Source organism: Streptomyces sp. NPDC006134 (assembly GCF_040628835.1).
Lineage (GTDB): Bacteria > Actinomycetota > Actinomycetes > Streptomycetales > Streptomycetaceae > Streptomyces.
This window is the reverse complement of the sequence record NZ_JBEXTV010000002.1, coordinates 223,078-243,397: the sequence shown is the minus strand read 5'-3', so window position 1 is coordinate 243,397 and position 20,320 is coordinate 223,078. Positions and strand designations below refer to the sequence as shown.

The following is a 20,320-nucleotide window of genomic DNA, read 5'->3' as shown; positions in this document are numbered from 1 at the left end:
GCGAGGCGGTGAAACCTCCCTGGGCCTTGAAGACTGCCGCCCCTGCATCGATGTGGCGGCCAACGTGCACGGCGAGGAGAAAGCACATCTCGTCCTCCAAGCACTCAAGCGCATCTCCGGCAAGAGCCCTCACCTGGTGGAAGCCGGGCCCGGCGGTGGGACCGCCGTTGCCCACCGCGCCCCGCCCTGCGGCTCGTCGGCCCCTCCGAACCACCCGAGGAGCACCCGACCGGAAGCTCACGCTGAGCCTCCGCCTCAGGACAAGAACAGCCGTTTGGTGACAGTGACTGTCCGGCGTCCCAAGTCCGGGAACTGGTCCCGGTCGCCTGGAACTGCTCATCCGAAAAGGAGAGCAACTCCAGAGCGGTGATCATCGGCTTGGGGAGCCGGATGGTCGTCATGACGCCGGTGGGGCATGCATCGAGTACGGCGCACGGCGGCTGTGGCGTCTGGGCTGTCCCGACACCGCGGCTCTGCGGCGGAATTCGGCGCAAGGACCATAGAGGGAAACCTCATGGGGAGTAACGTTCCTAGTGGACGCTAGGAGGTACCGGTATGCCCCGATGGAGCGACTACACCACAGGCGAGCGCATCAAGATCCTTCGCGGGCGGGAAATTCGCCAGAGTGATCTCGCGGAGATGACCGGGCTGTCGCTGCCCACGATCCAGCAGGCCGAGCAGGACAAGCGGCTCACCCTTCAGACGCTCATGAAGATTGCTGCCGCGTTCGGCGTCGACACTTCCGTCATCCTCGGGCAGCAGGCCCCGCGCCGCGCCATGGAACAGAAGGACCGCGCCATGATGCGCGCCCTGTCCCGCGCCGTCCACGACACGGCCGCCGGCCTCCTTCCCGACGACGCGGACCCGGCCACCCTCGAAGACCTCGCCGAGATCACCTCGCGGACATGGGATCTGTACTGGGCCGGCCGCTACGCCGAAGCAGGGGCGGTCGCGGCTCCGTTCATCACCTCGGCGGCGGCCCGTCTGCGCGAGCAGCCCGTCGGTGAGCAGGCCGCCGCATGGGGTGTCCTGTCGGACGCCTACCGGCTTGCCGGGTACGTGGCGAACCTGATGGGTGGCCGGGACCTGGCGTATGCGGCGATCGGACAGGCACAGATGGCGGCGCAGAACGCGGCCGACGATCTGCGGCAGGCCCTGGTCGCCTCCGGGCGTGCCTGGGTGTATCTGCGGGACGCGCGACTGGCGGAGGCCCTGGCGCTGGCGGAGAAGGCGGCTGTGGACATCGAACCCCGGTTCTCCCGTGCCACGAAGGAGGAGCTGGTCGCGTACGGTTCCCACGTCAACTTCGCCGCGGTCGTCGCCTCCCGGATGGGCGACAAGGACCGGGCCGCCGACTACCTCTCCCAGTCCCATGCGACCGGGGTGCGGATGGGCGCCGAACACCGTGCCCATGGCACCTTGTTCGGCCCGGTGTCGGCCACCACCCAGGCTGTCGGAATCAACGTGGCGCTCGGTCAGACCGGCAAGGCGCTGACCCTGATCGACGGCCTGCACGACAATGACCTTCAGGCCCTGTCGGGTGCGGCCCGGAACCGGTACGCCATGGACAAGGCCATGGCACAGGCGGACGCGAAGATGTGGGACGCGGCGCTGGACACCCTGGAGCAGGCCCTGCTGGAGGCGCCCGAGTGGGGACGTCACCAGGCCCTGCCGAGCGTGATCGTGCAGAAGGTGGGCAAAGCCTCCACGGCGCGGCTGCGGCGCGTGTCTGAACTGATCGGGGTGACCCCGGCCGGAAGTGCGTCCGGATTTCTGCCGGCCACGGCAAAAACCGCTCTGTAACTCGTAACAGTGGTAACGGCGCCCGGGGAATCGGTGAGCAACGCTCGTATGCCACGTATTACCTGACAGTTCGTCGACCTCTACAGCCCCGCGCCCCGTACGGCTCGCGGATTGACGGATCCGCGAAGTCGTACGGGGCGCTTCTTCATGCCGACTCGCTGTAGCGAGACCGTTGCCGCATGCGGAGGACACCAGCCCAACGGGCCCGGCGCCGGGCCCTCGCCACCGCGGCCGACGGTGGCATCCAGCGCGTCAGCGTGGTCCTGTACGCGTGTGCCCCGGCAGGAGCCGCCGAGCGGATACTCACCGACCTGCGTAGGTACGCGAGTGCCCGTGACTGGACGTCGGCCGGAGAGTTCGTCGATCACGTCAGGATCTCCGAGCCGATCGAACAGCGCCCGGGATGGGCGGCACTCGCCGCGCTCATCGAAACCGGAAAGGCGCAGGGCATCGTCACTCCGACGCACCGCATGTGCGGGTTGCGCGACGCGGAACAGGTCCGGCTCGACAGCTGGCTCGCCGCGCACCGCGCGTTCGTGGTCAACGTCGGACACCCGGGCCGCCGGCTGACGGCCGGAGCCTGAACCCCACCACCATCCACTCGCCGCACACGGGACCCCGCACTCGACGAAGCGAGTGCGGGGCCTGACCCGGCTGCCGGGCGAACGGCCCCGGGGCGCGGCCAACGCTCAACGAGGGAGCGTCGACAGATGAAAGCTACAGCCCGCGAAAAGCGCGGCGCCAAGATGACCTTGCGCGTCTACCGGGTCGACGCCGACGGCGCGGTCGTCGAAGACCGCGGCACCGTCAGCGTGACGGACCGGACGGGACCGCCGCCGCTGCACTCCGGCTTCCCGCCGTGCGCGTGCCCGCGCCACCGGGACGAACAGGCGGAAGACCGGTGAGCACCGCACGTCAGCACAGCGAAACCGCGCCCGTCGACCTGGAGTTGATGCGCGAGACGGCCTCCCTTCTGGTGACTCCCGACGCCCTGGCGGTGGAACTGCCCCCGGCCGCGAGGGAACTGGACGCGGTCACCGCCAGACTGCGCGGCCACCTGGAGCTGCTCGTCCGGGAAGTGGAGGCAGCGGCCTGCGACCTGCCCGACTCCAGCATCCGGAAGTACTGCGCACTGGCCTGCGCCGGAGAGGCCCGCGGCAAGCTCCGGACGGAACCGACACCCCGGTACGGCGGCGAACTCGGCCACGCCCGGCGCCTGGCCCGCGTCCTGAACACCCTGTGCGACCACTACGAGGAGCTGGGCGCGCGGTGACGGCCCTGCCGGCCCGCCGAGTGGCGGCAGAAGGCCGCTGGGACGACCGGCCTTGACCAAGGAGACGTCTGAACGCACGAGGCACCCGCACCCTCAAGACCCCGATGACAGAATGAGATGCCGGGAGTTCACCCGGTGAGGCAGTGAAAGAAGTATTCGGGTGCAGTTCTCCGCGGTGCTTTCCTGGTCCGGTTTCAAGGCCTGGGTCTTCGGGCCCGACCATCACGCCGTCGCTCGTGAGGCGCGCGGGCTGGCCTCGTCCGCCCTGCCCGCCGGGGAGCGGCTGGTGGACTCCCACGTCGTGGTGATCGGTGAGGGGGTGCCGACACCACCGGGACGCCTGAGGGCGGACGTGTTCCCGGATGCCGGGTCGGCCACCGATCGCCGGCTGGATCGGGCGGCCAAGGCGGAGCGTTTCCTGGACCGCATGAATCCGGTGAACGCGGTGGTGGACGCGTTCGATGATCGCGGCGGAAGAGCAGAGCAGACGCTGTCCGGGGGCTGGGAGAGCGCTGCAGGGCAGTTGGCTTGTGCACTGCAACCCCGCGCAGGAAGCAATTTCGTGTCGGTCCTCCTCCTCGGGGACCGCGGTCTGCACGTGGTCCACGTCCAGAAGTCTCCGAACGGGCACAAGGCGGGGCCGGGGACGCACTACGGGTGGGGTGTGCCGCTGAGGCGTGTGACGTGGTTCCGGAAGCGGAACGGCGCGAAACACGGCACCCATGAGATCGGTTTCGACGACGGCTCCTGGGTGAGGGTCCTCTTTCCCGTTGCGGGCTGGGGAACGCTGGTGGAAGCACTCGCCGGTCTCGACGGCGGCTCAAGTCCGGTGCGATGAGAGCCGGTGGGCGTTCCCGCCTGCCCGACCCGCGCCGCCTGAGGGGCCGGCATCACCCGCTGTCGTACGTCCTGGCCCTGGCCGCCTTCGCGGCCCACCGAGTCGTGAAACACACCGGAAAAACAGCACTCGGCGCAGTCGGTCTCACCGGTGACCCTGTCGGGCAAACTTCCCAGGAGGGCTTGGTGGGAGTTGCGGGCATCGGCGCACAAGAAGTCGACGACCGACTGGCGGGGAACCGCAATCCCAGCACGCCCACCCGCGAAGAAATGGGAATCGCCAACCCCTCGAACCACGATCAGCAAACGGTGGAGCCTCGGTTCCGGAACAACCCCTTCGGCTGACCACTCGTCTGATCAGAGAGACACACAGGATGAACAAGGACTGCCGAGATCAGGTCCAACCGCACCTCCAGCACGGGGAACGGCTACTCGCGTTCTGCGAGTGCGAAATGGCACCCGGGGTGCCAGAGCGGCCCGTCTGGCTGCGCGCAGCCCCCCAGGAGTCGGAGCTGGAGCGCCGGATCAAGGCTCGACTTCCCAGGGTTGTACAGAGGTTCCTGCAGCCGAGTGCCCCGAAGTCCGCCACCCGGTTGGAACGGACCATGGAGAATGCCGACCAGGCGATCGACGATGCCCTTACACGGGCAGCCCACGGCAAAGGCATGGACGGTGGCTGGGAGAGCCAGGCCGGGCAATTTCTGGTGACGCACTACGCTGCCGCGCGTTTGCCCGCCTCGACGCTGGCGGTCGCGTTCACCGATCGCAGGATCCTCGTGCTCGCAGACCGCGCAAAACTCTGGCAGACCGATCGAGCGTTCGAACTGCAGTGGGAGGCTCCGCGGTCTACTGTCCTCGAGGTCCGTGCGGCCTCTAAGGGAGTTTTCCAGCGAGGCCGCTTCGAGCTCGTGTTCGCAGACGGTTCATGGATCGCGTTGGTGGCGTCAGTGCCGACGCATATGGAGTCGTTCGTTGCGCAGGTGGACGGCTGAATCACCTCCGCGCCCGCGCAGGACCGATCCGGACAGCGCCCCGGCGTGGAGATAGGGGGGTGAGGAGGCACCCTGCGCAGGGTGCCGTCGTTCTCGCGGCCGGTTCGACAGGGCCGGTATGGGCTGATATTCAGCTCGCCGTGTCCGATCCAGCCCGCCCCGATGAAGCGCCCCACCTGCTGGACCGGCTGTCCCGCCTGCCCGACCCGCGCCGCCTCCGGAGCCGGCGTCACCCGCTGTCGTACGTCCTGGCCCTGGCCACCTGCGCGGTCCCCGCCGGAGCGAAGCCGCTCACCGCAATAGCCGAGTGGGCCGCCGATGCCCCTGCCCGGCTCCCTCCCCGCTGCAGAGCCACGCTGCGCGCCCCGGACCGGCCCCACCAGGCGCCCAGCGAGGCGACCGCGCGCCGGACTCACCGGAGGCGGTCGCGGCGGCGCGGAGGGGGAGCCGCCGCGGCCGAGGGGTGCCCGGCCGCCGCCCGCCGTCGCCCGGATCACCGGTTCCCCGGCCCGAGCGCGCACCGGCCGCCCTTCGCGCCGCGCCCGCCCAGCTCGCACCACACCGTTTTGCCCTCCGCCCCCTGCCGCACCCCCCATCGCGACGCCACCGCGTCCAGCAGCGCCAGCCCGCGCCCTGACTCGTCCTCCTCCGACGCCCGCAGGAGGACGGGAAGCGCCCGCGGATCAGGGTCGGTGACCTCGATCCGCGTGCCACCGTCCGCGCGCACCACCCGCACCCACGTCCCCTCCCCCACGTGCCGGATGACGTCGCCGACGAGTTCCGTGACGCACAACTCGATGTCGTCGCACGGCTCACCGAACCGCTCGCGTACGGAACGGCGCAGCCCGGCCAGGGCCTTGGGCAGCGCGGGCAGCCAAACCCGCAGGCAGCGCTCCGTCACCGCCGCGCCGCCTTCCGCAGCACCGCCGCCAGCCGCCGGGCCGTCGCGGTGTTGCAGTTGCCGAGTGCGATCAGCCCGGCCGGGGGCCGGTAGGCCGCCGCGAAGCTCGGCAGGTCCACGCGGAGGGACGGAAGCGTGATGCCGTGGGCGGCGAGGGCGTCGCGGAGCTCCTCGGCGCAGCGGGACGTCTCGTCCCCCGTGGGACGGTCACCGGTGGGGTCCTGGGGCGATTCCATGGACGTACGCCTTTCCTGTACCGACTGTGATGGATCAGTCACACCCTGGCGTCCGGATGCGTACCGTGGAAGCGTTTCGGCTTCCCGCGCGTGAACGGCGGAAGCCCACGCGGCAGTTGTGGAATCGGTGGTGAGCGGCGGTGCGGCGCAAGGACATCGACGGGTCGGAGAGCGTCCCGAGCTTCTACGGCAAGGAGTTGCGCTGGAAACGGGAGCAAGCCGGGCTGACGCTCCAGCAGTTGGCCGAGGGCAGCTTCTACGGGCTGAGCCACCTCAGCGAGATCGAACGCGGTGAGCGCCGCATGCCCCGCGATCTCGCCGAGCACGTGGACCGGTTGCTCGGCACCGACGGGTTCTTCGCACGGCGCTGCGAGGACGTGCGCAAGGCACGGCGGAAGGGGCACGCCAAGTACTTCGAGAAGGTCCTGGAGTCCGAGCGGCACGCCGAGAGCATCGAGGAGTGGTGTCCCACCCTCTTCCCCGGCCTGCTCCAGACCGAGCCGTACATCCGCGCCGTCATCCGGGCCACCCACCCGCTGGAGTCACCGGAGAAGACCGACGAGAAGGTGCGGGCCCGGCTCGGCCGCGCCCGGATCTTCGACGACGACACGACTCCCGAGTACTGGGTCGTCCTCCACGAGTCCCTGATCCGGCACCCGATCCTGCCGCCGGCGGAGATGGCCGAGCATCTGGACCGCGTGGTGGAGCTGGCCCGGCGGCCCCGGATCACTCCCCAGGTACTGCCGTGGAACCGCGGGGCGCATCCGCTCATGCAGGGAACGGCCAAGGTCATGACGTTCCCCGATGCCCCGCCGCTGATCTATACGGAGTCCCCGTACAGCGGCGACACCATCGACGAACCGCCTCTCGTGAAGCAGTATCGCAAGGCATACGATCGGCTCAGGGCCGCCGCTCTGCCGCCGGAGGCGTCCCTCGCGATGATCGAGGAAGCGGCTGAGGACTACCGAAATGACAGACACCGTCATTGACTTGAGCGCCGCGCGCTGGCGGAAGAGCAGTCACAGCAACGGTGACGGCGGCGACTGCGTCGAGGTCGCCGCCAACCTCCCCGGCGTGGTCCCGGTCCGGGACACCAAGCACGCCGGGGACGGTCCCGTCCTGCTCTTCCGTACGGATGCCTGGTCCGCGTTCCTCGCCGGGACGGCACGCGGTCACCGGGGCTGATCAGTTCACCGGTGCCGCCTCCGGTACGACCTCGCAGTGGTCGAGCGCGGCCGTGGAGCCGTCGAAGGGGACCTCGGCCGTCCGGGTCTCCGCGGCGGACAGCGTGACGTCCTGATACACGGAGTCGAGGGTGCGGTGGGTCTCGTCGTCCGTGAAGTCCACGCGTACGCGGAAGGTGCCCCCGCGCGCGTTCGGGTTGGTGACCTCCACGACGGCGTAGGGCTTGGTCGCCGTCGCGCAGCTCACCAGTTCCGCCTCCGCGTCCCGCAGGTGCGACCGGCTGGAGCTGCCGCCGGTGCCGCCGGTCCCGTCGCTGACGTAGTCGTCGTCATCGTCGTAGTCCCGGTACGAGCCGCCGCCCCCGCCCGACGAGGACGACGAACCGTCGTGGTCCTGGCCGGAGCTGCTGCAGCCGCCCCCTCCCCCGCCGTCGCCCCCGTGGCCGCCGCCGTGCCCGCGCCCCGAGGAGAAGCCGGTCAGGGCGAGGGCCGCCAGGGCCGACACCACCGTGAACCTGAATGCTCGCCCGCGCCTGTTCATGCCGTCACGGTATCGGCGATCTGTCACAGACATGTCATAGGGCTGCCACGTGCTTTGCTCGAACACTGCGCGTGCCCTTCCGTCACTGTCGTACCGTGAGCGTGGTACAGCCCGCGGAAGGAGCAGCATGACCGCGCAGCACATCGAACCCGGTGGACCGCTGATCCCCCGGCCCGAGCGGACGCCGGCCGCCCTTCGCGTCGCGCTCGCGCAGGTCGCTCCGCACCGGCTGGCCGAGATGGAACGGCAGAAGGACGAGGCCATCGCACTCGCCGCGCGGACCGGCAGCCTCGGCCCGATCACCCAGTTCCTGGAGACGTGGGCCGTGGCCATCGAGATCGCGAGGACTCCCGTGACAGCCGCACGCCTGCGGGCGGCCGAGTACACGGCACAGAGCGTGGAGCGGTCCGACCCGGCCTGGCGCGCCGCCATGGACGAGATCCACGCCCTGCACGCCTGGGCCCGGAAGTCGCTCGCCGATGAGTGACTGGCGCTGGGAGTACGATCCGGACGAAACGCACGTCGTCGGCGGGGACTCGCCTGCACCACCCGCGTTCATCGCCGAGGTGGAGAAGCGCGCCGACGAGATCGTACGGGCCGCGGAGGCCCTGCACTTGGACGGCAGCGGCTATCGGGGCGTCGGAGAGGGAGTGCAGACCGCTTACGTGCCTGGCGGGATGTTCCTCTACCTGACCGTCCCCCGTCACGAATGCGTCTACATCCTCCAGGTCACCGTCTGGCCCGCCTGACCGTCCCTCCTCCCCGAACGATCCGAAGGGCCGACCCCGCGCCGGACACCTGCCCCTGGACGCAGGCGAAGCCCGGCACGGCCCCACCGGCCCCGCCGGTCAGGACGTGCGGGCCGTCCCCGTCCCCTTCTCCGCGTCCAGCGCGTACACGCAGCGGTCCTTGCTGCACGCGTACACGATGCCGTCCTTCACCACCGGGGAGCCGGTGATCTCGCCGCCCGTCGCCAGCTTCCAGCGCAGGCGGCCGTCGTCGGCCTTCAGGGTGTACAGGAGGTGGTCGGTGGAGCCGAAGTGGATGCGGCCCTCGGCCACCGCGGGCGCGCCCACGATGTCGCCGCCCGCCTGGAAGCGCCACTTGGGCGTGCCGGTGACCGCGTCCAGGGTGTACAGGCCCTTGCCGCTGCCGACGTGGACGTGGCCGGCGGCGACCAGCACCGGTTCGACACAGGCGCGGGACTCGGTGGCGATGCGCCAGCGGTCGCGGCCGTCGGCGGCGTCCAGGGCGTACACCGTGCCGAGGTAGTCGGCCAGGTAGACCCCGCCGCCGGTGACGGCCGGGCCGGGGACGAAGGCGGGCGGGGAGAGGAAGACCGCCGGGGCCTCGAAGTGCCACCTGACGCGCCCGCTCCCCACGTCCAGGGCGACGACGCGGGTGCCGGCGGAGACGTACACGCAGCCGTCCGGGCCCGGGGCCGGGCGGACCGGCACCCCGCCGCAGGAGGCGGCGTCGCCGATCGGGTACGACCAGCGCTCCTCGCCGCTGCGGGCGTCCAGGGCGCGCAGGCGGGCGTCCTGCCAGACGTACACCGTGCCGTCGTGGACGACCGGTCCGGCCTCCGGCGACTCGAAGTCGGTCTGGCAGCCGGTGAGCTCCCACAGCTTCCGGCCGGTCGCGGCCTCCCACGCCTGGACGCCGCCCCCGCGCGTGCCGGTGACGACCGTGCCCCGGTCGGCCTTGAGGGAGTACACCCAGGCGTCGGTGGGCAGGCGCCACAGGTCGGTGCCCTCGCGGGCGTCGAGCGCGAAGAGGGTCGGGCCGTCGGAGGCGTGGATGCGGCCGTCCGCCACCGCCATCGACCAGGCCACGTCCCGGGTCTTGAAGCGGCGGCGGCCGGTCGCCACGTCCAGGGCGTGCACCTCGAAGGAGGTGACGTAGACCAGGTCGCCGACGACGGACGGGGTGCCCCAGACGTCGTTGGACATGCGGAAGCGCCAGGGGCGCCAGCCGGGCACCGCCGTCTCGGGGGCGGGGGGTGCCGCCGGGGCGGGCGGGGCGGCGGGTACGGCCGCCACGGCGGGGTCGGCGCCGTTGACGCCGGGGCGGGGCTTGGACCAGGAGGCGGCCAGGGCGGACTCCGGCGCGGGCGCCCGGACGGCGGTGACGCGCATGTCGGCGACGCGCGGGCCGGGGCCGATGGGCACCATCGCGCCGGCCAGCCGGACCGGCCCGGTGTCGGGGGACCCGACGGGCTGCGGCACGGGCACGGGCGCGGGCGGCTGCGGGGGCGGGGCGGGCACGGCGGGTGCCGGGACCGCCGGGTCGTGGGAGGGCGGAGGCGGCACCGGGGGCCCTGGGACCGCTCCCCCGCTGCGGGCGCCGCCGCGGGTGGTCTGGCCGGGCGGGCGGCCGTTGCGGCGGGCCTCGATCAGGCCGACGGCCCGCTCGGGCAGCCACGCCGACGCCGTACCGCTGTCGTCGGTGCCGGAGCCGAACAGGTGCGGCGCGAGCTGGGCCTGGAGGTCGGCGGGGGTGGGGCGGGCCGCCGGTTCCATCTGCATGCAGGACTCGATCAGCGGGCGCAGCTCCTCGGGGAGCCCGTCCAGGTCGGGTCCCTCGCGCAGCAGCATGAAGACCGTCTCCACCGGGTTGGCGCCGTGGAAGGGGGCGTGCCCGGTGGCGGCGAAGACGAGGGTGGAGCCGAGGGAGAACACGTCGCTGGCGCCGGTGACGCTGCGGGAGTCCTTGGCCTGCTCGGGCGACATGTAGGCGGGGGTGCCGACGGCGACGTTCGTCATCGTCAGACGGGTGTTCGACACGCCGGAGGCGATGCCGAAGTCGATCACCCGGGGGCCGTCCTCGACGACGAGGACGTTGGACGGCTTCAGGTCGCGGTGGACGAGCCCGGCGCCGTGGATCGACTGGAGCGCCTCCGCGATGCCCGCCGCCAGCCAGCGCACCGCCTGCGCCGGGAGCGGGCCGCACTCGTTCACTATCTCTTCCAGGGAGGGCGCGGGCACGTACGCGGTGGCCAGCCACGGCACGGCGGCGCGCGGGTCGGCGTCGACCACGGCCGCCGTGTAGAAGCCCGAGACCGCGCGGGCCGCCTCCACCTCGCGGGTGAAGCGGACCCGGAAGAGCTGGTCCTCGGCGAGTTCCGTCCGCACCGTCTTGATCGCCACGCGCCGGCCGGACGCCGAGCGCGCCAGATAGACCAGCCCCATGCCGCCGGCTCCCAGCCGTCCCAGCACCTCGAACGGCCCGATCCGCCGCGGATCGTGCTGCGTCAGCTGATCCACCACTTGCCTGCCACCTCCCCGTACGAGCCGCGCCACCCACATATGTAACGCGGCCGAAGTGCAGCGTCTCACCACCGCACCGCCGTGGCGGCACGCACCCCGATTCTTCCTGTCCGGGCCGCTGGTGGCGAACCCGGGGAGGAAGGGGGTGTCCGGCACCATATAGGGGCATACGGCGCGTGAAGTGGCGTGATGCGGAGGCGGCCGGCGCCGGACCCGGGCCGTCAGCGCTGCAGCAGCGCGAACGACGCCCCCTGGTCGTCGGCGACCACGGCCGCCCGCCCGTACGAGGTGTCGAACGGCGGTACCTGCACCCGCCCGCCGAGCCGGACGGCCGCGGCGAGGGCGGCCTCGCAGTCCTCGACCCCGAAGTGGATGAGGAAGTGGGGCGGCATCTCGGCGGGGAAGACGCCGGAGAGGGGGGCGCGGCCGAAGTCGGGCTCGGCGACCGGGCCGAAGAGGGCGTCGTGGAAGAGGCCCCCGTAGAAGGCGTTGGCGGCCTCGGTGTCGGTCGTGTACAGCTCGGCCCAGGTGAAGGTGCCCGGCTCGTGCCGCCGCCCGAAGCCGGGGTGGGCGGCGGGCTGCCACAGGGCGAAGACGGCGCCCTGCGGGTCGGTGACCAGGGCGGCCGTGCCCAGCTCGCCGACCGGCAGGGGGGCGCTCACGACCTGCCCGCCGGCCCGGGTGATCCGCGCGGCCAGCGCCTCGGCGTCGGGGGTGGCGAAGTACACCGTCCATACGGTGGGGAGCCGGCCGTCCGGCTTGTGCGCGAGGCCGGCGACGGGCTCGCCGTCCAGCAGGGCCCACACCGGGGAGCCGGGCGCCCGGGTGCGGCCGTCCGTCTCCGCGCGGTCCTCGAAGGTCCATCCGAAGAGCTCGCCGTAGAACCGTCTGCCCGCCTCGACGTCGGGGAGCTGCGCGTCCACCCAGCACGGAACGCCCTCCGGGCAGCCGCCCTCCGCGGCCCGGGGAGCGCTGTCGCCGGATGCACTGTTTTCGGCCATGCCGTCAAAGTAACCGGGCGCCGCGCACCGCGCAGACCAGGCACACCAGCCCCTTCACGCCCGTGCACCCCATTTGCAGTCGGCCGAATAGCGCCCCGATGCCCCCTCGGTAAGCTGACGGCATGACAGGACAAGTGCGTACCGTCGACGGCCGCGTGGCCGGCCGGCGAGGGCAGGCGACCCGGCAGAAGCTGCTCGACTGCCTCAGCGAGATGCTCAGCTCCTCCCCCTACCGGGATGTCAAGGTCATCGACGTCGCGCGCAAGGCGGGCACCTCGCCGGCGACCTTCTACCAGTACTTCCCGGACGTCGAGGGCGCCGTCCTGGAGATCGCCGAGCAAATGGCCTCCCGGGGTGCCGGATTGGCGGGCCTGGTGGAGGGCCGGTCCTGGGCCGGAAAGGCGGGCTGGCAGACCGCGCAGGAACTCGTCGACGGGTTCCTGGACTTCTGGCGCAAGAACGACGCGATCCTGCGCGTGGTCGACCTCGGTGCCGCCGAGGGCGACAAGCGGTTCAACAAGATCCGCACGAAGATCCTCAACTCGGTGAACAGCTCTCTCGCGGACGCCGTCGCCGAGCTTCAGTCCAAGGGCCGGGTCGACAAGGACGTGAGCCCGGCGGCGATCGCGGGCGCGCTGGTCGCGATGCTCGCCGCCGTGGCCTCGCACCAGAAGGTCGTCTCCTCCTGGGGCGTGAAGCAGGCCGAACTGAAGCCCAACCTGGCGCTGTTGGTCCATCTGGGGGTCACCGGGAAGAAGCCGGCGAAGTAGCGCGGGCGCCCCGGGCCTCTCCGGGCCTCTCCGGGCCTTTCCCCCGCACCCCACCCCAAGTCCTGTCTGGCAGGCGGCGGTCCACCCGAGTGGGCCGCCGCCTGTCGCGTTGTGGCGGTGGGGCCGGTGATGTCCCCGGAGGGGAACACCGCGCCGCTCCCCCGGCGTTGCCGTGGCACCGGCACGACACCGATCCGCTGGAGGAGACCGCGATGGCCCTGACCCGCGAAGAGCGTGAACAGTTCCTGGCCGAGCCGCACATCGCCGCGCTGGCGGTCGACGCGGGAGCGGGCCGCGCCCCGCTGACCGTGCCGATCTGGTACCAGTACGAGCCCGGCGGCGAGGTGTGGATCATGACCGGGCTCGACTCCCGCAAGAACGAGCTGATCGGCAAGGCGGGCCGGTTCTCCCTGATGGTCGACCGGCTGGAGCCCACCATCCGGTACGTGTCGGTCGAGGGCCCCGTCGTCCGGACCGTCCCGGCCACCGTCGAACTGCTCCGGGAGATCTCGGCCCGCTACCTCCCGGCCGAGAAGGTCGACGGGTACGTCGACTTCGCCTGGAAGAACCACGGCGAGCAGGTCGTCGTCCACATGCGGCCCGAGCGGTGGGTGTCGTCCGACCTGGGTTCCGTGTGAGGGGTCTGGTGTGAGGGGTCTGGTGTGAGGGGCTCGGTGTGAGCGCTGCCGCCGGGGCCGCGACAATCGGGGCATGGGAACGGATCTGCACGAGCTGCTGAGGTCGCTGCGGGTGTGGGACCCCGAGGTCACCGAGCTGCCGCCGTTCGACCCGGACACCGCCCCCGCCGCTCCCCTGCCCCTGTTCACGCGGTGGTTCGCCGACGCGGTGGCGGCCGGGCAGCGCGAGCCGCATACCGTGTCGCTGGCGACGACGGACGAGGACGGCCTGCCGGACGTGCGGATCGTGATGCTGCACGGCGCGGACGAGGACGGCTGGTCCTTCGCCACGCACGTCGGCAGCCGCAAGGGCCGCCACCTCGCCGCCCGCCCGTACGCCGCCCTCGCCTTCCACTGGCCGGTGCTCGGCCGCCAGGTGCGCCTGCGCGGCCCGGTCGCCGTCGCCCCGCCCGAGGAGGCGCAGGCCGACCTGCACGCCCGCTCGGCCGGTGCCCTGGCCGCCGCCCTCACCGGCCGGCAGAGCCGGGAACTGGGCTCGCTGGAGGAGCTGGCGGAGGCGTCGGAGGCGGCGTGGGAGCGGGCCGTGCGCGCACCGGACACGCCGGTTCCGTCCTGGACGCTGTACCGGCTCCGCCCCGACGAGGCGGAGTTCTTCCAGGGCGAGCCCCGGCGCCGCCACGTGCGCCTCGCCTACCGGCGCGCCGGTCAGGGGTGGGACCGGCGGCTGCTCTGGCCGTGACCGGCCGGTACGGCGGGCGCTACGGCACCGCCGGCTCGGGGTCCGTGGCCAGCCGGGCGTGCAGGTGGGCGTCGCGGAAGGCGTCGCGGCGTTCCTGCTGGAAGAGCGCGCCGCGCATCGTCCCCTCGTAGCGGAACCCGCAGCGCTCGGCGACCCGGCAGGACGCCTCGTGGCCGAGGGCGTGGTCCAGCTCCATGCGGTGCGTCCCCAGCTCGCCGAACGCCCAGCGGGCCGCGAGCAGCAGCGACCGGGAGGCGACGCCCCGGCCGCGGGCCTCGGGGAGCACCCAGTAGCCGACGCACGCCCGCTTCAGCCCGTGGTCTATCTGGTTGACGCCTATGTGGCCGAGCGTCGTGCCGCTGTCCGCGTCCGTGATCCGGAACGACACCGACCGGCCGTCCGCCGCGTCCAGTGCCCGCGCGCGCAGCATCTCGCGCGCGCCGTCGATGTCCGTGACCGGCCTGAGCGGGGTGTTCCAGCGCCGGAAGTCGGGGTCCCGCACGCCCCGCAGCCACGCCTCGGCGTCGGCGTCGGACTCGGGGTCCCAGGCACGCAGGCGCAGGCCGTGGCCGTGCGGCTCGGGGACGGCGGAGGACAGGGAGCGTTCACATGTACGGGCCATCGGCTCATTCAATCCGGGTCGCACCCGGCGGCGTCAAGGCCGTGAGTCCCCTCTGCCTTCCGTCCGAATCCCCTCCCGGCCCTCCGTCCTCCGGCCGGTCGTCGCCCCTCCGTCGGCGTCCGGTCGCCGTCGGGCCGGGCGGCCCGCGACGGAAAAGACCACGACCACGGACAACGGACAACGGACCACGCCCCCGGATCTCAGTCCCGGGTCAGGATGTGCAGCTCCCCCGCGTCCGGGTCGCCGAACAGGACGAACAGCTCGGGCCGGCGCTCGGTGCCGCCGATCGTCCAGTAGGTGTCCTCCCCGCATCCGCCGCCCGGCCGGACGACCACGCCGTCCCGTTCCCCGGGGCCGTCCTCGGGGTAGGGGTCGGCGCGGCCCTCCCGGTCGAGGGACCAGGTGCCGGTGCCGTCGCACACGGCGAACGTGCCGTCCGCCCACGCCTCGGAGGAGCCGGACCGCTCCGGCAGCCGGGACAGCCCGGCCCGGCCGCCGGGATCCAGCCGCAGCACGGCCCCGTCCTCGCCGCGCCAGGTTCCGGCGAGCTGGGCGGCCGAGAGCACCGGGGGCTCGTACGCGTCGATCAGACCCATGCGGTCGGCCGCCAGCAGGCCGCCGAAGGCCACGGCGAACAGGGCGACGGCCGCTCCTCCCGCCCGGAACCAGACGCCCCAGCACCCCCAGGCCCGCCCCGGTGCGCGACCACGCCGTCGGACGTACGCGAGGGCGAGCACGGGCAGCACGCCGAGAGCCGTGAGCCCCACGGCGGTGGCGGCGAAGCCGCCTGCCCCCACGGCGTCCGCCAGGGCCGCCCAGGCGGACGCGACCAGCGCGGCCCCGGTCAGGTGCCGGACCCACTCGGGGCCGGGGACGCGGCGGCCCGCGGCGCGGGCGAGGAGGGCGGCCGGCGCGATGTGCAGGACCGTGTGGAGCAGCCCGAGGAACGGCAGGTACAGCGGGGCGAACAGGACCAGGCAGGCCAGGCCGAACGCCCCGCCGTACCCGACGCCGTAGTCGTCGCCGGTCGACGACACCACCCACCAGATCAGCCCGGCCGCCGGCAACTGCCCGGCGCACACCGCGGCGGCCGTGTACGTCTCGTCGTACGACCAGGCCGGCCCGGCGTCCCGCAGGCGCCGGCGCATGTCTCCCCACCCCACGGAGGGGGAGCGTACGCGGCGGCTCTCAGGCCGCGGTCACCGGTACGGCCCCGGCCGGCCGCCGCCGGATCACCAGCGCCATCAGCGCCGCCGCCGCGCACAGGCCGCCGGAGGCGTACCAGACCACGTCGTAGGAGCCGAACGCGTCGCGGGCGACCCCGCCGAGGAAGGCGACCAGGGCGGCGCCGACCTGGTGGGAGGCGAGGACCCAGCCGAAGACGATCGCGCTGTCGTCGCCGTACTGCTCGCGGCAGAGCGCCAGGGTGGGCGGCACGGTGGCGACCCAGTCGAGGCCGTAGAAGACGATGAAGAAGACCATCGGCGGGTGGACCGTGGGCGCCAGCAGGAGGGGGAGGAAGACCAGGGAGACGCCGCGCAGGGCGTAGTAGACCGCGAGCAGGCGGCGCGACTCGAAGCGGTCGGTGAACCAGCCGGAGGCGATGGTGCCCACCACGTCGAAGACCCCGATGACGGCGAGCAGCGAGGCGGCGGCCGTGACCGGCATGCCGTGGTCGTGGGCGGCGGGCACGAAGTGGGTCTGGACGAGGCCGTTGGTCGAGGCGCCGCAGATCGCGAAGGTGCCCGCCAGCAGCCAGAAGGGGCCGGTGCGCGCCGCCGAGAACAGGACGGTGAGCGCCCGGCGCGCGGCGCCGGGGACGGGCGCGGGCTTGGGGACGAACTCCTGGGCGCCGTACGGTTTCTGCCCCACGTCCGCCGGGTGGTCGCGCAGCAGCAGCCAGACGAAGGGGACGACCGCGAGCGCGGCGAGCGCGACGGTGACGGCGGCCGGGCGCCAGTGGTGCGTCTCGACGATCCAGGACAGCAGAGGCAGGAAGATGAGCTGGCCGGAGGCGGAGGCGGCGGTGAGGATGCCGCTGACCAGGCCGCGCCGCTCGGTGAACCAGCGGTTCGTCACCGTCGCGGCGAAGGCCAGCGCCATCGAGCCGGACCCGAGCCCGACCAGCAGGCCCCAGCACAGCACGAGCTGCCAGGCGGCGGTCATCCACACCGTCGCGCCCGCGCCGGCCGCGATCACCGTCAGCGCGACGGCGACCACCCGGCGGATGCCGAAGCGGTCCATCAGGGCCGCCGCGAAGGGGGCGGTCAGCCCGTACAGCGCGAGGTTGACGGAGACGGCGGCGCCGATCGTGCCGCGGGACCAGCCGAACTCGTCGTGGAGCGGGTCGATGAGCAGGCCCGGCAGGGAGCGGAAGGCGGCGGCGCCGATGATCGTCACGAAGGTGACGGCGGCGACGAACCAGGCCCGGTGGACGCGGCGCCGGCGGGCCGGGCGGGCGGTCCCGGACGCCGGGGCCGCGGCTGCGGATTCGGTTGTCTGGGTCACGTCATAGAGCTTCCGGGCCGCGCTCCGCCGCATCGAGTGGCCCGAGGGACAGCGTTCGCTAGGATCGGGCCATGACGGACCGAGCCACCTCCGAGGAGCGGGCGTCCCGGGCGCGCCCGCACCGCGTCGTCGTCCTCGCCCTCGACGGGCTGCTCCCCTTCGAACTGGGCATCCCGCAGCGCATCTTCGGCCGCGCCCGGGACGACCGCCGGCGCAGGCTGTACGAGGTCGTCACCTGCTCGGTCCGGCCGCCCGGCCCGGTCCGGACCGACGCCGACTTCGCCATCCTGGTCGAGAACGGCCCCGAGGCCCTGGCCACCGCCGACACCGTCGTCGTCCCGGCCTCCTACGAGCTCGGCCCGGTCTACGAGGAGGGCGTGCTGACCGAGGAGCTGGCCGCCGCGCTGGCCCTCGTCCGGCCCGGCACCCGGCTCGTCGCGATCTGCACCGGCGGGTACGTCCTCGCCGCCGCCGGCCACCTCGACGGCCGCCCGGCGACCACGCACTGGGCCGCCGCCGAGCACTTCCAGCGGCTCTTCCCCAAGGTCCGGGTCGACGCGGACGTGCTGTACGTCGACGACGGCGACGTGCTGACCTCGGCGGGGGTGGCGGCCGGGATCGACCTGTGCGTGCACATCGTGCGCCGGGACCACGGCACCGCCGTCGCCAACGACGTGGCCCGCCGCACGGTGGTGCCGCCCTACCGGGACGGCGGGCAGGCGCAGTACATCGAGCGGCCGGTGCCCGAACCGCAGCAGGCGTCGACGACCGGCGCCCGCGCCTGGGCGCTCGGCCGGCTCCACGAGCCGATCCAGCTGCGGGACATGGCCGCCCAGGAGTCCATGTCGGTCCGCACCTTCACCCGCCGGTTCCGCGAGGAGGTCGGGGTCAGCCCGGTGCAGTGGCTCGTCCAGCAGCGCGTCGAACGGGCCCGGCACCTGCTGGAGTCCACCGACCTGTCCGTCGACCGGGTGGCCCGGGACGCCGGTTTCGGCACGGCGCAGTCGATGCGGCAGCATCTGCAGGCGGCGCTGGGGGTCACCCCGACCGCGTACCGGCGGACGTTCCGGGCGCGGGGCGACCGCCCGTCCGCGGCCATGTCCCGGGCGTCGCGCGGAGGTTGACGCGGGAAGGCCCGTGACCGGGGCTGCCCGTGTCGCCGCCCGGCCGGCCGGCGGCGCGGTGCCGTCCGCCCCCGAGCAGGGCATCACGCGCCGCCATCCGACCCCGGCGTTCCCGCCCCGGTGCCGCCGGGGACCGGGGGAACCACGCCGAATCACGACCCGCACTCGCCGAGGGCTCCCGTCACCGCACCCTCGTCGTCCCCTCACGGCGAATCGCTGAACACCAGCGTGAGGAAACGGTCACGAACCGTCAACGGCGGGGGCGCCCTTCTTCCCTGGCACGGGGTTCACAAGGGCCGCGCACGGAAGCAGGGACCCGGCGCATCGGTGCGCCCCGCCACCGGAAGGCGCGGCTCCGCCCGCCCTGGCCGCTACACCGCCTCGAAGGCCGGCGTGGAGACCGGCGCCGGGGCGTCGCCGCCGGTCTCCGCGCAGGTCTCCGCGCCGGCCTCCACGCCGTACGCCGCGCCGCCCCGGCAGGCCGTCGCGGCCTTCCCGTCCCGGCCGCAGCGGTCGAGTTCGCACCAGATGCGCTTGCCGTCCCCCTCGCGGCTCCAGCCCCAGCGGTCGGCGAGGCCGTCGACCAGGGCGAGGCCCCGTCCGCCGGTCTCGTCGTCGTCCACGCACCGCGGCACGGGGGCCCGGTCGCTGGCGTCGGCCACCTCCAGGCGGACCGTCGCCTCGTCCGCGTCCGAGCCCGGCAGACACAGGCGCAGGACGGCGGGGCAGCCGGTGTGCACCACGGCGTTGGTGACGAGCTCGGAGACGAGCAGGACCAGCGTCTCGGCGAGCGGTTCGTCGTCCCGTATCCCGGAACCGGCGAGCCGCGAGCGGGCCCATTTCCGGGCCCGCCCCACCTCCGCGGGGTCGGGTCGGATCTCCAGCTGCACTTGAAGCACCTGCACCGCTCACACCATCCGAACCGGCGGACACTTAGGCTCGCGCCTCATGAGGGCCACGATCGTAGCCATCTTCTGCATGGCCAGAACGACGGCCGGGACGACAGGGGTCACGGAACGTGAGCCCCTTGTGGGACAGCATGGTTGACGTACAGTCACCCCAACAAGCGCTTCGGGCATATTCCAGCGCGAAGGAGTACCCGTGGGGCATACTGTGCGACGCTCGCCGCGAGGAGTCGAACAGACGACGGCACACGGCCGTCCCGCCCTGCGAACAACGGCACGCGCCGGCCGATCCGGAGCCGCCCAGGGGGCGGCACCGGCACGGTTCGCGCTCGGGGCCACTCGCATCCCACCCAAGGTACCGGAGCCCGGCGCCGACTCCGGACCGTGACCGGCCGCGAGCGGGAAACGATCCGGCATCTACGCTGCGTGACGACCCGGGCCGTACAGGGGTGCAGGAGGCTCACTCGGACACGGTGAAGTAGCGGGCGAAGGCCGGCACGACGTCCGGCTCCGTCACCGTCCCGTCGCCGTCGGCGTCGAGCGCGGCGGCGGCCGGCCGGGCCGCCTCGCGGGGCACCCCCAGCGCCACCAGCACGCGCACGGCGTCCTCGACCGTGACCGCGCCGTCGCCGTCGGTGTCGGCGACGTCCAGGGCCGCGTGCAGGAAGGGGCGGGCGATCTCGGTGAACCGGTCGGGGTTGTCGCGCAGCCGCTTGACCGCGCCGCTCACGAACTCCTCGCGCGTGATGCGCTGGTCGCCGTCCCGGTCCGCCATGCCCGCCATGCCCTGCCAGAACGCCTCGGCGCCGCCGTACAGCGCCTGCCCCTTGTCGGACCGGGCCGCCATGCCGAACTCCTGGAGCAGCGCCTTGGCCGCGCCGTTGAAGTCCTCACGGTCGATGTACCCGTTGCCGTCCTGGTCGAAGGTGGCGAACCGGTCGGCGATCCTGCGCTCGTACTCGCTGCTGTCCATCTCT

General features: G+C 72.9%; 24 protein-coding genes and 1 pseudogene. 15 read left to right on the top strand and 10 right to left on the bottom strand.

Translation table 11 applies throughout. The annotated features are described in order from the left end of the window. The first annotated feature begins 555 nt into the window (after positions 1 to 555). From ABZ340_RS02535 to ABZ340_RS02505, 7 genes and pseudogenes are all read left to right on the top strand, one after another. Positions 556 to 1,803 carry a helix-turn-helix transcriptional regulator gene (locus ABZ340_RS02535; protein WP_358779884.1) on the top strand — a complete coding sequence of 416 codons (1,248 nt, stop codon included), beginning with the start codon at positions 556 to 558 and terminating at the stop codon, positions 1,801 to 1,803. 179 nt (positions 1,804 to 1,982) lie between these two features. Beyond that, entirely contained in the window at positions 1,983 to 2,387 is a 405-nt protein-coding gene (locus ABZ340_RS02530) for a hypothetical protein (RefSeq protein ID WP_358779883.1), read from the top strand. 126 nt (positions 2,388 to 2,513) lie between these two features. Next, a complete protein-coding gene (locus tag ABZ340_RS02525) occupies positions 2,514 to 2,708 on the top strand; it encodes a hypothetical protein (protein WP_358779882.1) in 195 nt (64 codons plus the stop codon). Further along, the gene (locus tag ABZ340_RS02520; RefSeq protein ID WP_358779881.1) at positions 2,705 to 3,076 is read left to right on the top strand and encodes a DUF6415 family natural product biosynthesis protein; all 372 of its coding nucleotides are present in this window, start codon (positions 2,705 to 2,707) and stop codon (positions 3,074 to 3,076) included. The genes ABZ340_RS02525 and ABZ340_RS02520 overlap by 4 nt, the downstream gene beginning before the upstream one ends. A 160-nt stretch (positions 3,077 to 3,236) precedes the next feature. Further along, positions 3,237 to 3,914 carry a hypothetical protein gene (locus tag ABZ340_RS02515; protein ID WP_358779880.1) on the top strand — a complete coding sequence of 226 codons (678 nt, stop codon included), beginning with the start codon at positions 3,237 to 3,239 and terminating at the stop codon, positions 3,912 to 3,914. Positions 3,915 to 4,518: 604 nt separating this feature from the next. Further along, positions 4,519 to 4,905 (top strand): hypothetical protein, encoded by a 387-nt coding sequence (locus tag ABZ340_RS02510; protein WP_358779879.1) that lies wholly within the window; start codon positions 4,519 to 4,521, stop codon positions 4,903 to 4,905. Continuing rightward, positions 4,839 to 5,306 (top strand): annotated as a pseudogene (locus ABZ340_RS02505) (transposase family protein); the annotation flags it as partial. The gene ABZ340_RS02510 and the pseudogene ABZ340_RS02505, both read left to right, overlap by 67 nt. 92 nt (positions 5,307 to 5,398) lie before the next feature. Here the strand turns inward: ABZ340_RS02505 and ABZ340_RS02500 are convergent. Beyond that, complete coding sequence (locus ABZ340_RS02500) at positions 5,399 to 5,806, bottom strand: ATP-binding protein (RefSeq protein ID WP_358779878.1); 408 nt, start codon at positions 5,804 to 5,806, stop codon at positions 5,399 to 5,401. Beyond that, a complete protein-coding gene (locus tag ABZ340_RS02495; RefSeq protein ID WP_358779877.1) occupies positions 5,803 to 6,042 on the bottom strand; it encodes a hypothetical protein in 240 nt (79 codons plus the stop codon). Before ABZ340_RS02495 ends, ABZ340_RS02500 begins: the two co-directional genes overlap by 4 nt. A 140-nt stretch (positions 6,043 to 6,182) precedes the next feature. Here ABZ340_RS02495 and ABZ340_RS02490 point away from each other — a divergent pair, with 140 nt between their 5' ends. Both ABZ340_RS02490 and ABZ340_RS02485 read left to right on the top strand, forming a co-directional pair. After that, complete coding sequence (locus ABZ340_RS02490) at positions 6,183 to 7,031, top strand: helix-turn-helix transcriptional regulator (protein ID WP_358779876.1); 849 nt, start codon at positions 6,183 to 6,185, stop codon at positions 7,029 to 7,031. Further along, the gene (locus ABZ340_RS02485) at positions 7,012 to 7,227 is read left to right on the top strand and encodes a DUF397 domain-containing protein (protein ID WP_358779875.1); all 216 of its coding nucleotides are present in this window, start codon (positions 7,012 to 7,014) and stop codon (positions 7,225 to 7,227) included. The genes ABZ340_RS02490 and ABZ340_RS02485 overlap by 20 nt, the downstream gene beginning before the upstream one ends. On the opposite strand, the gene ABZ340_RS02480 is transcribed toward ABZ340_RS02485, so the two are convergent. Next, on the bottom strand, positions 7,228 to 7,767 hold the full coding sequence (locus tag ABZ340_RS02480) for a hypothetical protein (protein WP_358779874.1): 540 nt from the start codon (positions 7,765 to 7,767) through the stop codon (positions 7,228 to 7,230). 127 nt (positions 7,768 to 7,894) lie between these two features. Here ABZ340_RS02480 and ABZ340_RS02475 point away from each other — a divergent pair, with 127 nt between their 5' ends. Both ABZ340_RS02475 and ABZ340_RS02470 read left to right on the top strand, forming a co-directional pair. Then, on the top strand, positions 7,895 to 8,254 hold the full coding sequence (locus tag ABZ340_RS02475) for a hypothetical protein (RefSeq protein WP_358779873.1): 360 nt from the start codon (positions 7,895 to 7,897) through the stop codon (positions 8,252 to 8,254). Next, entirely contained in the window at positions 8,247 to 8,516 is a 270-nt protein-coding gene (locus tag ABZ340_RS02470) for a hypothetical protein (protein ID WP_358779872.1), read from the top strand. Before ABZ340_RS02475 ends, ABZ340_RS02470 begins: the two co-directional genes overlap by 8 nt. A 99-nt stretch (positions 8,517 to 8,615) precedes the next feature. Here the strand turns inward: ABZ340_RS02470 and ABZ340_RS02465 are convergent, their stop codons facing one another. Further along, positions 8,616 to 11,036, bottom strand: a complete 2,421-nt coding sequence (locus tag ABZ340_RS02465; RefSeq protein WP_358779871.1) for a PQQ-binding-like beta-propeller repeat protein — start codon at positions 11,034 to 11,036, stop codon at positions 8,616 to 8,618. Positions 11,037 to 11,257: 221 nt separating this feature from the next. After that, positions 11,258 to 12,037 (bottom strand): VOC family protein, encoded by a 780-nt coding sequence (locus tag ABZ340_RS02460; RefSeq protein WP_358779870.1) that lies wholly within the window; start codon positions 12,035 to 12,037, stop codon positions 11,258 to 11,260. A 134-nt stretch (positions 12,038 to 12,171) separates the two neighbouring features. Between ABZ340_RS02460 and ABZ340_RS02455 the strand changes: the two genes are divergently transcribed. From ABZ340_RS02455 to ABZ340_RS02445, 3 genes are all read left to right on the top strand, one after another. Beyond that, positions 12,172 to 12,807: a TetR family transcriptional regulator gene (locus ABZ340_RS02455; RefSeq protein ID WP_358779899.1), complete on the top strand. Its 636-nt coding sequence runs from the start codon at positions 12,172 to 12,174 to the stop codon at positions 12,805 to 12,807. 212 nt (positions 12,808 to 13,019) lie between these two features. Then, on the top strand, positions 13,020 to 13,445 hold the full coding sequence (locus ABZ340_RS02450) for a pyridoxamine 5'-phosphate oxidase family protein (protein WP_358779869.1): 426 nt from the start codon (positions 13,020 to 13,022) through the stop codon (positions 13,443 to 13,445). 73 nt (positions 13,446 to 13,518) lie between these two features. Then, complete coding sequence (locus ABZ340_RS02445) at positions 13,519 to 14,184, top strand: pyridoxal 5'-phosphate synthase (RefSeq protein ID WP_358779868.1); 666 nt, start codon at positions 13,519 to 13,521, stop codon at positions 14,182 to 14,184. Between the two features lie 19 nt (positions 14,185 to 14,203). On the opposite strand, the gene ABZ340_RS02440 is transcribed toward ABZ340_RS02445, so the two are convergent. From ABZ340_RS02440 to ABZ340_RS02430, 3 genes are all read right to left on the bottom strand, one after another. Further along, positions 14,204 to 14,806: a GNAT family N-acetyltransferase gene (locus ABZ340_RS02440; protein WP_358779867.1), complete on the bottom strand. Its 603-nt coding sequence runs from the start codon at positions 14,804 to 14,806 to the stop codon at positions 14,204 to 14,206. Positions 14,807 to 15,006: 200 nt separating this feature from the next. Next, the gene (locus ABZ340_RS02435; RefSeq protein ID WP_358779866.1) at positions 15,007 to 15,969 is read right to left on the bottom strand and encodes a hypothetical protein; all 963 of its coding nucleotides are present in this window, start codon (positions 15,967 to 15,969) and stop codon (positions 15,007 to 15,009) included. 25 nt (positions 15,970 to 15,994) lie between these two features. Next, positions 15,995 to 17,314, bottom strand: a complete 1,320-nt coding sequence (locus tag ABZ340_RS02430; RefSeq protein ID WP_358779865.1) for an MFS transporter — start codon at positions 17,312 to 17,314, stop codon at positions 15,995 to 15,997. A 71-nt stretch (positions 17,315 to 17,385) separates the two neighbouring features. On the opposite strand from ABZ340_RS02430, the gene ABZ340_RS02425 reads away from it, so the two are divergent. After that, positions 17,386 to 18,438: a helix-turn-helix domain-containing protein gene (locus tag ABZ340_RS02425; protein ID WP_358779864.1), complete on the top strand. Its 1,053-nt coding sequence runs from the start codon at positions 17,386 to 17,388 to the stop codon at positions 18,436 to 18,438. A gap of 371 nt (positions 18,439 to 18,809) precedes the next feature. On the opposite strand, the gene ABZ340_RS02420 is transcribed toward ABZ340_RS02425, so the two are convergent. Continuing rightward, positions 18,810 to 19,328 carry an ATP-binding protein gene (locus ABZ340_RS02420; RefSeq protein ID WP_358779863.1) on the bottom strand — a complete coding sequence of 173 codons (519 nt, stop codon included), beginning with the start codon at positions 19,326 to 19,328 and terminating at the stop codon, positions 18,810 to 18,812. Between the two features lie 475 nt (positions 19,329 to 19,803). Beyond that, positions 19,804 to 20,316 (bottom strand): EF-hand domain-containing protein, encoded by a 513-nt coding sequence (locus tag ABZ340_RS02415; RefSeq protein ID WP_358779862.1) that lies wholly within the window; start codon positions 20,314 to 20,316, stop codon positions 19,804 to 19,806. Positions 20,317 to 20,320 lie beyond the last annotated feature (4 nt).